Origin of the sequence: Streptomyces sp. NPDC127595 (assembly GCF_042671685.1) — a bacterium.
In the GTDB taxonomy this organism is placed as follows: Bacteria; Actinomycetota; Actinomycetes; order Streptomycetales; family Streptomycetaceae; genus Streptomyces.
Genome location: NZ_JBHXWK010000001.1, coordinates 1181799 through 1195968 on the forward strand (window position 1 = coordinate 1181799; position 14170 = coordinate 1195968).

General features: G+C 69.8%; 12 protein-coding genes. 8 read left to right on the forward strand and 4 right to left on the reverse strand.

The features are described from left to right. Positions 1 to 44: 44 nt before the first annotated feature. A complete protein-coding gene (locus ACFVKT_RS05135) occupies positions 45 to 1256 on the forward strand; it encodes a low temperature requirement protein A (protein WP_385727619.1) in 1212 nt (403 codons plus the stop codon). Between the two features lie 4 nt (positions 1257 to 1260). On the opposite strand, the gene ACFVKT_RS05140 is transcribed toward ACFVKT_RS05135, so the two are convergent. Continuing rightward, positions 1261 to 1728: a nuclear transport factor 2 family protein gene (locus tag ACFVKT_RS05140; protein WP_385727621.1), complete on the reverse strand. Its 468-nt coding sequence runs from the start codon at positions 1726 to 1728 to the stop codon at positions 1261 to 1263. A 57-nt stretch (positions 1729 to 1785) separates the two neighbouring features. Between ACFVKT_RS05140 and ACFVKT_RS05145 the strand changes: the two genes are divergently transcribed. Then, positions 1786 to 2424, forward strand: coding sequence for a TetR/AcrR family transcriptional regulator (locus tag ACFVKT_RS05145; RefSeq protein ID WP_385727623.1), 639 nt, complete (start codon positions 1786 to 1788; stop codon positions 2422 to 2424). A 19-nt stretch (positions 2425 to 2443) separates the two neighbouring features. On the opposite strand, the gene ACFVKT_RS05150 is transcribed toward ACFVKT_RS05145, so the two are convergent. The 3 genes from ACFVKT_RS05150 to ACFVKT_RS05160 form a co-directional block, all read right to left on the reverse strand. Then, complete coding sequence (locus ACFVKT_RS05150; RefSeq protein ID WP_385727625.1) at positions 2444 to 3964, reverse strand: GMC family oxidoreductase; 1521 nt, start codon at positions 3962 to 3964, stop codon at positions 2444 to 2446. A 68-nt stretch (positions 3965 to 4032) separates the two neighbouring features. Continuing rightward, entirely contained in the window at positions 4033 to 4911 is an 879-nt protein-coding gene (locus tag ACFVKT_RS05155) for an LLM class F420-dependent oxidoreductase (protein ID WP_385727627.1), read from the reverse strand. A 191-nt stretch (positions 4912 to 5102) separates the two neighbouring features. Further along, entirely contained in the window at positions 5103 to 5546 is a 444-nt protein-coding gene (locus ACFVKT_RS05160; protein WP_385727629.1) for a nuclear transport factor 2 family protein, read from the reverse strand. Positions 5547 to 5800: 254 nt separating this feature from the next. Between ACFVKT_RS05160 and ACFVKT_RS05165 the strand changes: the two genes are divergently transcribed. The 6 genes from ACFVKT_RS05165 to ACFVKT_RS05190 all read left to right on the forward strand — a co-directional run bounded on the left by ACFVKT_RS05165 (position 5801) and on the right by ACFVKT_RS05190 (position 14137). Beyond that, entirely contained in the window at positions 5801 to 7933 is a 2133-nt protein-coding gene (locus tag ACFVKT_RS05165) for a glycoside hydrolase family 27 protein (protein WP_385727630.1), read from the forward strand. 208 nt (positions 7934 to 8141) lie between these two features. Then, positions 8142 to 9434 (forward strand): ABC transporter substrate-binding protein, encoded by a 1293-nt coding sequence (locus ACFVKT_RS05170; protein ID WP_385727632.1) that lies wholly within the window; start codon positions 8142 to 8144, stop codon positions 9432 to 9434. 2 nt (positions 9435 to 9436) lie between these two features. Then, on the forward strand, positions 9437 to 10333 hold the full coding sequence (locus ACFVKT_RS05175; protein ID WP_385727634.1) for a carbohydrate ABC transporter permease: 897 nt from the start codon (positions 9437 to 9439) through the stop codon (positions 10331 to 10333). After that, positions 10333 to 11232, forward strand: a complete 900-nt coding sequence (locus ACFVKT_RS05180; RefSeq protein ID WP_385727635.1) for a carbohydrate ABC transporter permease — start codon at positions 10333 to 10335, stop codon at positions 11230 to 11232. Before ACFVKT_RS05175 ends, ACFVKT_RS05180 begins: the two co-directional genes overlap by 1 nt. Further along, complete coding sequence (locus ACFVKT_RS05185; RefSeq protein ID WP_385727637.1) at positions 11229 to 13322, forward strand: alpha-galactosidase; 2094 nt, start codon at positions 11229 to 11231, stop codon at positions 13320 to 13322. Before ACFVKT_RS05180 ends, ACFVKT_RS05185 begins: the two co-directional genes overlap by 4 nt. A 56-nt stretch (positions 13323 to 13378) precedes the next feature. Then, the gene (locus ACFVKT_RS05190) at positions 13379 to 14137 is read left to right on the forward strand and encodes an SDR family NAD(P)-dependent oxidoreductase (RefSeq protein WP_385727639.1); all 759 of its coding nucleotides are present in this window, start codon (positions 13379 to 13381) and stop codon (positions 14135 to 14137) included. Positions 14138 to 14170: the final 33 nt, after the last annotated feature.

Consider the following 14170-nt stretch of genomic DNA (forward strand, 5'->3'; position numbering starts at 1 on the left):
CCGCGCGCACCGGGCGGGCACGCTCAACGGCTGAGGTGACCGACATGACTTCGGGACAAGGAAACTGGGCCCGGGTGCGCCGTCAGTTGTGGCGACCGCCGCGCGCCCATGGCGAACAGCCGCAGCACCGGGTGGTCGGCCCCCTTGAACTCTTCTACGACCTGATCGTGGTCGTGCTGGTCGCCCAGGCCGCCCACCACCTGGCCGACCACCTCACCTGGCACGGGCTCAGCGAGTTCGCCGTGGTGTTCGCACTGGTGTGGATCGCCTGGCTCAACGGCACGCTGCACCACGATCTGCACGGCCACGACGACGCCCGGGGGCGCAGCCTGTTCCTGTTGCAGATCCTCGTCCTCGTCCCGCTGGGGGCCTTCATCCCCGAGGCGGGCGGCGAGGAGGGACGTCATTTCGCCATCGCCGCTGGAGTTCTCTTCGCCGTACTGGCTCTGCTCTGGCTGCTGTCCTCCCGAGGGAGCACGGCGGAGTTCCGGAAGCCAAGTCGGCTGTACGTGACGGGAACTGCTGCCTGTGCGGTCGTCCTCGTCGCGAGTGCCTTCCTGTCGCCCGACGCCCGCATGCTGACCTGGGCGCTGCTGGTTGTCGCCTACCTCGTCGGGTTCGCGGCGGTGACCGTCGCAGCCGCGCCGGCCCAGATGACGGCGCTCGCCATCACCGACGCGCTCACCGAACGGTTCGGGCTCTTCATCATCATCGTGCTCGGCGAAACCGTCACGGGCGTGGTGAACGGGCTGGCCGGCGAGCCGACCAGCGCCATGAACCTCGCGGTCGGGCTCGTGGCCGTGGTGGTCGGATTCGGCGTGTGGTGGACGTACTTCGACTTCGTCGGACACCGCCGCCCCAGACGCACTCGTTGGGTGACCCTGCAGTGGATGCTCACGCACCTGCCGCTCACGGCGGCGCTGACCGCCATGGGTGCCGCGATGGTCGGTCTGGTAGAGCACGCGCACGACAGCCGGACGCCCGTCGCAACGGCCTGGGTCCTGTGCGGGGGCGTCGCTGTGGTGCTCGCGACGACGATGCTCCTCGCGACCGGCCTGGAGGTCTGGCGGGACGACCGTGACCTGTACCGGCCGCTCGCCCGCACCTGTCTCGTCGTGGCCCTCGCGGCCGTTGCTCTCGGCGCTCTACGTCCTGCCCCGCTGGTCCTGGGGCTCGCACTCGTCGTCCTCCTCGGCATCCCGTGGGGACTTGCCGTCGTACGCCGACTGGCGCGGGACGAGACAGCCGCCCTCTGACCTCTCAGGGTGCGGAGGGGCGGGTCTCGGTCCAGTCGACCATCAGGCGGCGCTCGGCGAAGTACCAGTCGCCGTCCTGCTTGGTGAATTCGTCGAGATAGCGAATCGAGGCGATCATGAGGGTGCGCTGTCCGGACTCATCGACCGAGACGTGGTGGGCGAGGCAGTAGCTCTCTCCCGTCGCCCGGGTCCCGTCAAGGGTGACGGTGCTCTGGCCGTTGAAGTGAGTGGTGGTCCGGTAGGTGTTGAGGTTGTCGAACACCGGGGCGAGGGCCTCGCGGCCGTGCAGCTCCTGCGTCGGCTCCGTCGCCGTGGCGTCCATGAACACCAGGAAGCGGGTGTCCTTGGTGAACAGGGCCATCTGGCCCTTGGCGTCACGTCGGTCCGCGCAGTGTGCGTAGGTGTCGACCAACTCGCGGATGGCCAACCGGTCGGCGGCTTCCTGCGGCGGGATCGAAGTGTGGGAGGCCATGACGGTTCCTTTCCACGCACTATTTGACATGTGTATAAAATCACTGATCATGGCAGGGTGCAATGTGAATACAGGGAGGGCAGAACGCTGAACGACCGGATCGATCCACGGATCACCCGCACAGTCCGGGCTTTCGGGCAGGCCATCGTGGACCTCGCCGCGCAGCGGCCCGTCTCCCAGATCACCGTCGCCGAACTGGCCGAACGCGCCGGGGTCACCCGTGCCACGTTCTACAACCGCTACAGCACCCCGCTGGACCTGCTCATCCAGGTGCTCCAGGCTGACCTGGAGCACGGCCACCGGCTGGAGGATGAGCGGCGTGCGCAGGGCGGATTCGCGGACCGCGAGCTGCTTCGCCTGGCCACCAAGGAGGTGGCCGACCACGTCGAGCGGTTCATCGCGGTGTATCGGCACGCCCTCGCGGATCCCGCGGACAGCGGGGTGTACGACGCCCTTGTGCACCACTTCAGCGACTACGCCCTGGAGTTCATGGCCCGCGGTGACCGCTCGGGGCTCCCTGACGCCAACCGTCAGGTGATCGCGCAGTTCATGGCCCATGGCTTCGCCGGCGCCATCAGGGCATGGCTCAACGACCCGTCCGTCACGAAGGACGACCTGGTCGACGCGGCCGTGGCATGCGCTCCCGCCTGGTGGACTGCCGACGCCGACTCCACCGACCTGTCCGGGCGTTCGTAGGAGTCGGCGCCGAGTCTCGTCAACTCCCGTACACGCGCCGTGCGATGTGCTCTGCGATCATGATGGTGGTCGCGTTGGTCACGGTCGACGGAACCTCGGGAATGATCGAGGCGTCCACCACGCGCAGTCCCGTCAGCCCCTTCACGGCCGCCGACTCGTCGACGACCGCCCATTCGTCCCCGGGCCCTCCCATGGGCGCGGTCGAGGTCGGGTGTCCGTAGGTGGAGATTCCTGCCGCGATCGCCGCCGCCAGCTCCTCGTCGCTCCGCACCGCCTCACCGGGAGCGAGTTCGGCCGCCACCGTGCCGGCGAACGGCGGGGTGCTCGCCAGACGGCGTACGAGCTTCACCGCCTCCAGGATGCGACCGCGGTCCCTGGCCGTCGCGAAGAAGTTGTTGTCGATGACCGGGGCGTCGTGGGGATCGCGACTGGCCAGCCGCACCGAGCCGCGCGACTCCGGCCCGGTGAGGGCGGCGGCGAGGAGGATCGCCCCGTCGGTGGGACTGAAAGAGGCGTCCGGCAGGTGGGTGGCGACGATGCTGAGGTCCAGTTCGCCGGCGTGCGCGTCGCGCGAGGCGAACCACAGATGGGCCTGGAAGGCGGACGTCATGGTCTGGTGCTCGGGTGCGAGGGCGAACAGCGAGTGGAAGAAAGGGTGATCCTGCAGCCTGCGGCCGACCGGGAGATCGGAGACCACGTCGATACCGAGAGCCCGCAGATCTTCGGCCGGGCCGACACCGGAGCGGAGCAGGATGGCAGGGCTGCCGTAACTCCCTGCGGACAGCACAACCTCACCGGCCTGGTATACCGTGCCCGACGCGCTCACCACGCCTCGCGCCACGCCGTCCTCGATGACCACCTTGTCGATCGTGACGCCGCTCAGCACCGTCAGGTTGGGGCGGCTCCGCACCTGCGGTGTCAGATACACAAGGGCGGTGTTCTGGCGTACTCCGTCGACGATGTTGACCGGGTAACCGCCGGTGCCGCCCTGCTGGTCGGCATTGAAGTCGTCGTTCCGCCGGAACCCCAGGTCAGCCGAGCTGTCCACGAACGCCCGTAGCGGAGAGGTGAGTTCCTCGTACGTCCACTGCCGGATGGGGAAGGGGCCCGTACGGCCGTGGTAGGCGTCGTCGCCGGTCGGCGTGTTCTCCATGTCCCTGAAGGTCGGCAGGACCTCCTCGTACGACCAGCCCTTGATCCCGTAGCGCTCTCCCCAGGCGGCGAAGTCCGCCGCATGTGCCCTGATCGCCACACCCGCGTTCACCGCGGAACTGCCGCCCATGGCCCGGCCGCGCGGTGCGGGGATGCTCGGGGCACGGTCGGTGGCACGCGCCGTGTACCCCCAGTCGTGATCGGGGTCGGCCAGGAGCTGCGGGGCCAGCAGCCCTTCGGGGACCCGGCCGGCGGGATAGTCAGGTCCCGCCTCGATCAGCAGCACGGTGCGCTGGGGATCCTCGCTGATCCTGGCGGCGAGCGCGGCGCCGGCGGAACCTCCGCCGATGATGACGACATCGACATCGGCCTCGCTTGTGTTGCTCATCTGCGTCTCCCTATATAGCTGCGTTAGCAAGCAAATAAATGGCGTTCGCGACCGCGTGACGCGGTTGGTCAGATCTGCCGTGCCTCCGGCACCAGGCGCTCGCCGAGCAGTTGCAGCGCTGCGTGCTGGTCGGCTCCGCGGATCGGTCCGATGACGTGGTCGATGCCGATGTGGTCCAGTCGCCGGAGTTCCGCGAGCAGGGCCTGGATGTTCTCACCCCGTGCGCCGGGGTCGAGGGGGAGCAGGACCGTCTTCTCGATCTCGGCGTAGTCGCGCCCGACGTGATCGCAGTGTCTGCGGAGTACGTCGAGTTTGCGGGGGAGGTCGGGTCCGTGGAAGAGGTTGCAGGCGTCGGCGTACTCCGCGACGAGCCGCAGGGTTTTCCGCTCACCGGATCCGCCGATCAGGATCGGCGGGCGGGGTCGCCGTACCGTGCTGGGGGAGTTGAGGGTGCGCTCGAGCCGGTAGTACCGGCCGTCGAAGGGCTTGTCGTCCTCGCTCCACATCTGCAGGCAGATCTGAAGAGTTTCCTCGAGTCGCTCGAAGCGCTCCGCGACCGGAGGGAAAGGCAGGCCGAGCCCGCGCGCCTCGGCGGTGTTGAAACCGGCCCCGACGCCGATGCCCAGGGCGGCGCGGCCCTCGGAAAGGACGTCGAGCGTGGTGACCATCTTGGCCAGCAGTCCGGGTTCGCGGTAGCCGACGGAGGTCACCAGGGCGAGAAGTTCCGCGCGTTCGGTGGACGCGGCCAGGTAGCCCAAGGTCGTGTAGGCCTCCAGCATCTCCTGCTCCGAGGCGCCCACGATCCCGATCTGGAAGAGGTGATCCATGACGGCGATGCGCGTGAAGCCGTACTCCTCCGCGCTGCGGGCGAGGCGGCCCACGTGACCTGCGATGCCCGCCGGGCCCCCGGGCTGGGTGAAATCCGCGATGGCGATGCCGAGGTTCATGCGGGCCTTCCGTCGTGCGAACCACAGGGCTGATGGCCATCGAGTATGCCTGGATGGGTATATGCTTTGTCAAGCAAGGAAATGGGGGTGGGGCGGGCCCTGGGCAACGCCGCCTTGCGTGTGGGGCCGCCCTCGGCGCAAGCCGCCCCGAGGCCCTGAGTCTGCGCACTGTGGGGCGGCCCGGGGGCCTTTCAGTGGCTCTCCGCCTCGAATGCCTGGGCGACGGCCAGGCTGTCCTCAAAGACGTGATGGCGGGTGACAAGGCCGTTCTCGACGGTGAGATGGAGAGCGAACCGCGCGTGATACGCACGTCCGGTGGGCCGGGCGGTCTGACGGATCTCGCCGAGCACGACCGCGTCGCCTCCGTCGATGAGGATGCGCTCGACCTCGGTCGCCGCACCCTCCGGCAGGTGGTGCTCGGCAAGCTCGCGATAGTGGGCAGCCGCGTCGGCCCGGGTGGACCGGTGACGGATCCACGGCGTGGCGCTGCGACCGTGCTCGGCCTCCGGCCAGTCGAGCTTCCAATCGCCCTGCTCGGCATACAGTTCGGCGATGCGCGCGGGGTCGCCCTCGCCGATTCTGCGCAGCAACTCCTCAACAACAGTGCGGGTGTTCATGGGTGCGGCGATGGACATGGCCGGCCTCTCTGTCCTGGTCCGCGTCCTTCGACGCGGGGAGATCACCAAGCCTGTCAGTGTGGGCGCGCCGAGACGATTACCTCTGAGGTAGGGCAAGCGGTGCATCCCCAAGAGGCTGGATCCCGTTTTTAAGTTAATTAGCAATTAATGTTGACAGCCCTGAGGGGTCCGGCCACAGTTTCCGCCGTGGCACCGGCGCCCGGCACGTCCGGAGCAGTGTGCCCAGAGCACCCAACTCTCGGGAGACTTCAGTGGCTTCACAACGTGCGGGGACGGCGCGACTGCGGCGGACCACGACGGCACTCGGTGTCGTGGTGTTGGTCGGGTCGGCGGTTCCGGCGGCACACGCCGGGGACGACCAGGGCGCGCCGCAGTACTACGACAGTGGCCTGGCCCCCACGCCGTACATGGGATGGAACACCTACTACGGGCTCGGCGCCCCGACCGAGGAGCAGGTCAGAAAGGTCGCCGACTACCTGGTCAGCAGCGGGCTGCGGGACAGCGGCTACAACATCGTCTGGCTGGACGGTGGTTGGCAGGCGGACCAGCCGCGTGACGCGGAGACGGGCCGGCTCGTGGCCAACCCCACGCGCTTTCCCTCCGGCATCCCCGCGCTGGTGACGTACCTTCACAATCGCGGCCTCAAGGCGGGCATCTACACCGACGCGGGTGAGTACGACGGCGGCAAGTGGTGCGGCCTGGGCAGCCGGGGTCATTACAAGGAGGACGCCAGCCAGTTCGCCGGGTGGAAGATCGACGCGATCAAGGTCGACTTCCTCTGCGGCATCGGTGCCGGGCTCGAACCAGGCCCCGCCTTCAAGGAGTTCAGTGACGCCGTCGCCAAGTCCGGGCGGAAGATGCTGCTCAACCTGTGCAACCCGCTCACCGACGACTGGGGCATGCCACACACCCCGGAGCAGGACGCGCACAACGCCTTCGTCTACGGGCCCACCACCGCCGATTCCTGGCGCACCGGCACCGACATCGCCTGGGGCACCCCGACCGCGGGGGAGTGGCCGAACATCCTGCGCAGCGTGGACGCCAATGCCTGGCACCCCGAGGCCCAGGGGCCCGGGCACTGGAACGACCCCGACTACCTCATCCCGATGCGCAAACTCACCGAGGGCGGCTACGAACTGACGGAGGAGGAGTCCACCACGCAGTTCGTGATGTGGGCGGAGATGGCCTCGCCGCTCGTGCTCGGCAGCGATCCGCGCACCCTGCCGCAGTCGATGATCGACACCCTGCGCAACCCCGAGATCATCGCCGTCAACCAGGACCGGCTGGGCATCCAGGGCGCCCGCGTGGCGACGGACTCGGTCGGCGACGTCTACAGCAAGGTGCTGGAGGGTGCGGGCAAGCGTGCGGTCGTCCTCCTCAACCGCTCCGACCAGGCGCAGGACCGTACGGTGACCTTCGCCGACGCGGGCCTGGCGGGCAAGGTCGGCGTGCGCGATCTGCGGGCGCGAATCTCGCGCGGCACCTTCACCGGCTCGTACACGGTGCGTGTCCCCGCGCACGGCACGGCCTTCCTCAAGCTGGCCGGCACCGACGAGGCCCCCGGCGCGCAGCTTCCCGGCCGCTCGTCGGCGAGCCCGGCGCTGGTGCGCGGCGGCGACACGCTCACCGTGTTCACCCGCGGCACGGACGGCGCGCTGCGCGCTCAGACAGCGCGCGGCGGCGACTGGTCCGCCTCCAGGACAACCGAGTTGGGCGGCCCGACGCACGGCCGTGTCCTCGGCCAGCCCGCCGCGTACGCCTCGGCCGGCGGCAGGATCGACGTCTTCGTGCGCGGCACCGACAGCACCGCCTACCGGAGCGTCTACGCGGACGGGCGCTGGGGCCGCTGGCAGAACCTGGGCGGCACGCTGACGGACGCGCCGACCGTGGCCTTCGCGGGCCCGGACGACTGGACGCTGTTCGGCCGCGGCGCGGACGGAGCCGTGTGGTCCCGCGGGCCTGCCTCCGGCTGGACCTCGCTGGACGCGCCGCAGGACCGTCCGTTCTACGGGCGCCCGTCGGCCGTCGCGGACGACGCCGGGCGCCTGCACGTGGCCGTACGCACCGCCGACGACGCGGTGTGGTGGCGGTCCCGTGACACCTCGGGCACATGGTCGGACTGGACCGCGCTCGGCGGCACGATCAGCGGCAGTCCGACGCTGGTGGTCTCCGGCGACACCGTCCATCTGTACACGCGGGCCGGCGACTACACGCTCTGGACGCGCAGTTGGACCGTCTCCGGCGGCTGGGCAGGCTGGAGCAAGAACACCGAGTTCGGCAGCGGTGTCTTCGATGGCGCGCTCGGCGCGGTCGCCGGGGCGGACGGCGGCGTGCTGGCCGCCTTCCGAGGGGTGGACGGGCGCGTCCACCAGACCGGGCTCTGAGCTCCCTCACCCCGCTCTGCCTGCACCACTCGGCATCAACGGGTGTGCTTCCGGGTCTTGTTCGGCCAGGGAGCACACCCTCCGGGAAATAAATTAGTAATTAATCTTGACGGCGCCAGGACCCCGCGACAGGCTGCGTCTGCCGCACCAAGAGCCGGGCCGTCAGGGGGCCTCAGCTCCGTTCCGTGGGCACATAGGGAGTGCACAGATGACCGCCTTCAACGCCACCCGCCGCAGATTCCTCGCAGGAGCGGGCGCGATCGGCACCGGCGCGCTGCTCAGCGGCTGCGTCACCCAGACTCCGTCCGCCTCCGGAGGAAAGTCCGGCGGCCCGGTGACCCTGCAGTCCAACCTCTCCTCCCCGCAGGCCAAGACCGCGATGCAGGCGGTCGTCGCCGCCTTCGAGAAGCGCGGGGGCGCCGAGGCGCAGCTCAACACCGTCGCGTCGGAGACCTTCCGTACCCAGCTGCCGACCTACCTCACCTCGGCCAACCCGCCGGACGTCTACACCTGGTACCCCGGCTCCGTCGCCGAGTCGTACGCCAAGAAGGACCTGCTCCTGGGTCTCGACGACATCTGGGACAAGCCCGAACTCGCCGGCTACTCCGACGCACTGAAGAACCTGTGCACCTCGGCCTCCAGCGGCAAGAAGGTCTTCGTGCCCACCAGCTACTACTGGTGGGGCATGTTCTACCGGAAGTCCAACTTCGCCAAGTGGGGCGTGCAGGAGCCCAAGACCTGGGACGAGTTCCTGGACCTGTGCGACAAGCTCAAGAGCAAGGGCGTGGCGCCGATCGGCCTCGGCGCCGGCGGCGACACCCCGTGGGTCGCCTCCGCGTGGTTCGACTACCTCGACATCCGCGTCAACGGCGCCGCGTACCACCGCGAACTCCTCGCCGGGAAGCACCGTTTCGACGACCCCGAGGTCCGCAAGGTCTTCGACACCTGGGACCAGGCCCGCCCGTACTTCGACCCCGACGGAACGGCGATCCCCTTCCAGGACGCCACCACCGCCCTCCTCCAGGGCCGCACCGGCATGATGCTCATCGGTACCTTCTTCGCCGACGCCGCACCCAAGGACGCCCTGGACGACCTGGACTTCTTCCAGTTCCCCATCATCGACGCGAAGGTGCCGGTCGCCGAAGAGGCGCCCACCGACGGGTACTTCGCCAGCGCCCGCACCAAACGCGTCGAGGGCGTAAAGGAGTTGCTGCGCTACCTGGCCTCCGCCGAGGGGCAGGAGCTGTACCTCAAGAACTCCTCCGGCACCGCGCTGCCCACGCACCCCGACGCCAAGGACGCCGGCACGCCGCTGGTCCTCAAAGGCCGCAAGCTCATCGAGAGCGCCACCGACGTGACGCAGTTCTTCAACCGGGACTCCAGCGACGCGCTCCAGCCGACCGCGGACACGGCGCTCGTGCACTACCTGGCCAAGCCCAAGGAGATCGGCTCCATCCTCACCACCTGGCAGCGCGGCGCACAGAAGATCTGGAGCCAGTGACGATGGCTCTGCTCGGCTCCACACGACGGTCCAGGGCCACGCGGGTGCCCCCGGTGGTCCTGGCCTTCGTCCTCGTCCCGCTGCTCGCCGAGGCGTTCTGGGTCTTCTGGCCGGCCCTCCAGGGCTTCTACCTCGCCCTGACCTCCTGGGACGGCCTGTCGGCCCCGAAGTTCGTGGGTCTTGGCAACTTCAGCGAGATGGTGCACGACGAGGTCTTCCGCACCGCCGCGGTCAACACGGTGCTGTGGCTGCTGCTCTTCGGCGGGCTGTCCGCCGCCCTCGGCCTCGGCGCCGCGCTGCTGCTCCAGCAGGACCGGCGCGGCATCGGGTTCTACCGTGCGGCGCTCTTCCTGCCGGTGGTCTTCTCACTCGTCGCCACCGCGCTGGTGTGGCAGGCCATGTACCAGCCGGACGGTCTGATCAACAACGTGCTGGGTGCGTTCGGTCTCGGCGGCTGGAAGCACGCCTGGCTCGCCGACGAGGACACCGCCTTCTACGCGGTGATCGTGCCCGCGCTGTGGCGCCAGGTCGGCTATGTGATGGTGCTCTACCTGGCCGGTCTCAAGGGCATCGACCCCGTGCTGTACGAGGCGGCGAAGGTCGACGGCGCCACCCGCCTGCAGCAGTTCCGGCACATCACCCTGCCGCAACTGCGGGGTGTCAACGCGGTCGTCCTGTCGGTGATCGTCATCGACTCGCTGCGTTCCTTCGACGTGGTGTGGGCGCTCACCCGCGGCGGCCCGTACCACTCCTCCGAACTGCTCAGCACCTACATGTACTCCACCGCGTTCCAGTCCCTGCGACTGGGATACGGCTCCGCACTCGCCGTCGTCATCTTCGTGCTGGCCTTCGGCGTCATCGCGAGCTACCTCGTGCGCGCCTTCCGGGAGGCCGACTGATGACCGCCACCGAAACCGCCGAGCGCGTCACCCAAAGCGTCGTACCACCGCCGGCTCCCCGCCGACCCGTCATCCGGGCCCGCGCCTGGCGCACCGCCGGCTTCCACCTCTCCGCGAGCCTGCTGTCCGCCCTGTGGCTGCTGCCGATCGCCCTCGTCCTGGTCACCAGCACCCGGACGTTCGACGACATCGCCGCCCACGGCGTGGGCAGTTGGCCGCACTCCTTCACCTTCGACAGCTTCCGTCAGGCGTGGGTGGACGGCGGCCAGCAGCGCGCCCTCATCAACAGCATGCTGGTCACCATCCCGACCGTGCTGCTCTCGCTCGGACTCGCCTCCATGGCGGCCTTCGCGCTCAGCCGCTACGACCTGCCCTTCCGGCGCGTCCTGCTGCTGCTCATGCTCGGCGGCAACCTGCTGCCCCCGCAGATCCTGCTGATCCCGGTCTCCAAACTCAGCGAAGTGCTCGGTATCTACGACCAGTTGTACGCCCTGATCGGTGTGCAGGTCGGCTTCGGAGTCGGCTTCTACGTCTTCGTCCTGCACGGCTTCATGCGATCGATCCCCGGCGAGATTCAGCAGGCCGCCGTCATCGACGGCGCGAACCCCTGGCAGATCTACTGGCGGATCATCCTGCCGCTGGCCCGCCCGGCACTGGCGGCGCTGACCGCCCTGTCGTTCACCTGGATCTTCAACGACCTGCTGTGGGCCATCACCGTGCTGCGCACCGACACCCAGATGCCCATCACCGCCTCCCTCATCGGACTGCAGGGCCAGTACGTCTCCATGTGGAACGTCATCGCGGCCGGCTCGGTGATCGCCGCCGCACCCACGGTGGCCGTCTTCCTCCGCTTCCAGCGCCACTTCGTGGCCGGACTGAACCTCGGAGCCGTCAAGTGACCACGCACGAACGGTGGTTGCTCCGCACCGACACCACCACCTACGCCGTCACCCTCGGCGGCGACGGACGCTGGGCCGAGCTAGCCGCCTGGGGGCCGCACGGCGCGGAGGACGGGCCCTCGCCCATGGACTGGTCGCGGCGCACCCACTTCATCACCCCCGCCGACGCCGCCCCGGCCGAGTACATCCCTTACGGGCTGCGGCCGTTCACCGGCGCCGACCTGATCGCCGCATGCCCAGGCGGCGACCGCGGCAGCTGGTGGCGATTCGACGGCGCGACACAGGACGGCGACCGGGCGCTGCGCCTGGAGTTCGCCGACGACATGCTCGGGCTGCGTACGACGCTCTGCTACGAGACGGGGCCCGGCACCGACGTCGTCCTGCGCTGGACGGAGCTGACCTGCACCGGTGACAGCGAGGTACGCCTTGAGCGCTTCGACTCCGCCGCCGTCAACGTGCCCGTCCAGGGCGGCGCGCGGCTGACGTACCTGGCAGGGCAGTGGTCGCAGGAGTTCCAGCTGAAGGACGTGGTGCTGGAGCGCGGACGGTTCGAGATGGAGAGCACCCAGGGCTCGGCAGGGCACGCGTACCACCCCTGGCTCGCGGTCCAGGACGTAGCCGAGGGCGCCGGCCCCACCTACGGCATCGCCCTGGAGTGGTCCGGCAACTGGCGGATCACCGCCGACGCCGAACCGGGCGGCGCCGTACGAGTCCGCGCGGGCCGTGTCCCGCACGAGGGCGCCGTCCGGCTCGCCCCCGGCGCCACCCTCGTCACCCCCCGGCTGGCATGCGCCTTCAGCCCGGACGGGCTCGACGGGTTGGCCCGCGTGTGGCACCGCTACGAGCGGCACCTCACCGGCGAGCGCGTGGACCGGCCGCGCAAGGTGCTCTACAACTCCTGGGAGGCGACCGGCTTCGACGTCGACGCCGCAGGGCAACTGGAGCTCGCCAAGAGCGCCGCCGAACTCGGCGCCGAACTCTTCGTCGTCGACGACGGCTGGTTCCCCGGCCGCCCCGACGACACCGGTGGCCTCGGCGACTGGTATCCGGACCCCGCCGAATTCCCCGGCGGATTCGACCAGTTCATCGAGGACGTCCGTGCGCTGGGCATGGACTTCGGCCTGTGGGTGGAGCCCGAGGGCATCAGTCCCCGCTCGGAGCTCTACGCCGAGCACCCCGATTGGGTGTACCGGATCGAGGGCAGGCCCGCGACGCTCGTACGAAACCAACTCCTTCTCGACCTCGGCCGCGACGACGTCCAGGACTTCGTCATCGGCACCCTCGACCGGCTGCTCGGCGACCACGCCATCAGCTACCTCAAGTGGGACATGAACCGGCCGCCGACCGAGCGCGGCCGCCCGGCGGGCGAGGACCCGGAGCGACAGGACCTCGACGCCGCCCACGTCGCCGGCTATCTGCGCGTCCTGGACCACCTGCGCCTGGCCCATCCGCACGTCACCGTCGAGGGCTGCGCGGGCGGCGGCGCCCGCGTCGAGCACGCCACCATCGCCCGTACCGATGTGGTGTGGCCCAGCGACAACACGGCGCCCATGGACCGGCTGCGCATCCAGTACGGCTACCTCCACGCACACGCCCCGCACACCATGAGCTCCTGGGTCACCGACGCCCCCGGCCTCTTCGACCCCCGGCCCCGCTCGCTCGCCTTCCGCTTCGTCAACTCCATCGCCGGGGTGCTGGGCATCGGCGCCGACATCCGCCAGTGGACGCCGGAGCAGCGCACCGAGGCCGCTGAGTGGATCGCCCGCTACAAGGAGGTCCGCGACGTCGTCCACCACGGCGAGCTCCACCTGCTGGGCGGCCCCGCCGACCCGACGTACGGCATCCAGTACGAGGAACAGGGCGGCGCCCGCCTGGTGGTGACGGCCTGGAGCACCGGCCCGCTCGACGGCGCGCCCCTCGTGCCCGGCCGGGCATCCCGACTGCGGCTGCGCGGACTCGCACCGGAAGCTGTCTACGCCGATACCGCAACCGGCACCCGTTACAGCGGCGCGTACCTGCTCCACTCGGGGCTGCCGTTCGCCTGGACCGCCGGACACGACGCGGAGTTGACCGTCCTGGCCCGGCAGTGACGACAGCGAAAGAATCGGAACCCCACCTCCCTCTCGGACAGGAGACGATCCACCTCATGAACCCAGCCGCCCGCTTCACCGACCGCGTCGCCGTGGTCACCGGTGCCGCGTCGGGCATCGGCGCGGCCTCCGCGGCACGCCTCGCCGCGGAGGCCGCGGCCGTCGTCCTGGTCGACATCGCCGCCGATCGCGGCGAGGAGACCGCCGAACGGCTGCGCAGGGACGGGGCCCGGGCCCTCTTCGTCGCCGCCGACGTCGCGAGCGAGGACGACTGGGTGCGGGTTGTCGCCGCCGCCCACAGCTTCGGGCCTGTGGGCATCCTGGTCAGCAACGCGTACACGGTGGCGGTCGCACCTGCCCACGAGTTGAGCCTCGCCTCCTGGGAACGACAGCTCTCGGTCAACCTCACCGGTGCTTTCCTGGGCGTCAGGGCGACGCTGCCCGACCTGCGCGAGCACCGAGGAGCCGTGGTGCTCGTGTCCTCCGTCCACGCCCAGCGGGGGATCCCCGGCCACCCGGCGTACGCGGCGAGCAAAGGCGCGCTGCTGTCGCTGTGCGGCCAGCTCGCCGTCGAGTACGGCCCCGAGGTCCGCGTCAACGCCGTGCTGCCGGGACCGATCCTGACCGCCGCCTGGGACCGTGTCCCGCAGGCCGACCGCGAGCTCAGCGTCGCCGGGACCGCGGCCCGCCGCTTCGGCACCCCCGAGGAAGTCGCCGCCGCCGTCGCCTTCCTCGCCGCCGACGAAGCCTCCTACATCACCGGATCCACCCTGGCCGTGGACGGCGGCTGGAGCGTCACCAAGGCCTCCGCCTGACAGCACCGACCGCTCCGGCCACCGACCGACCAG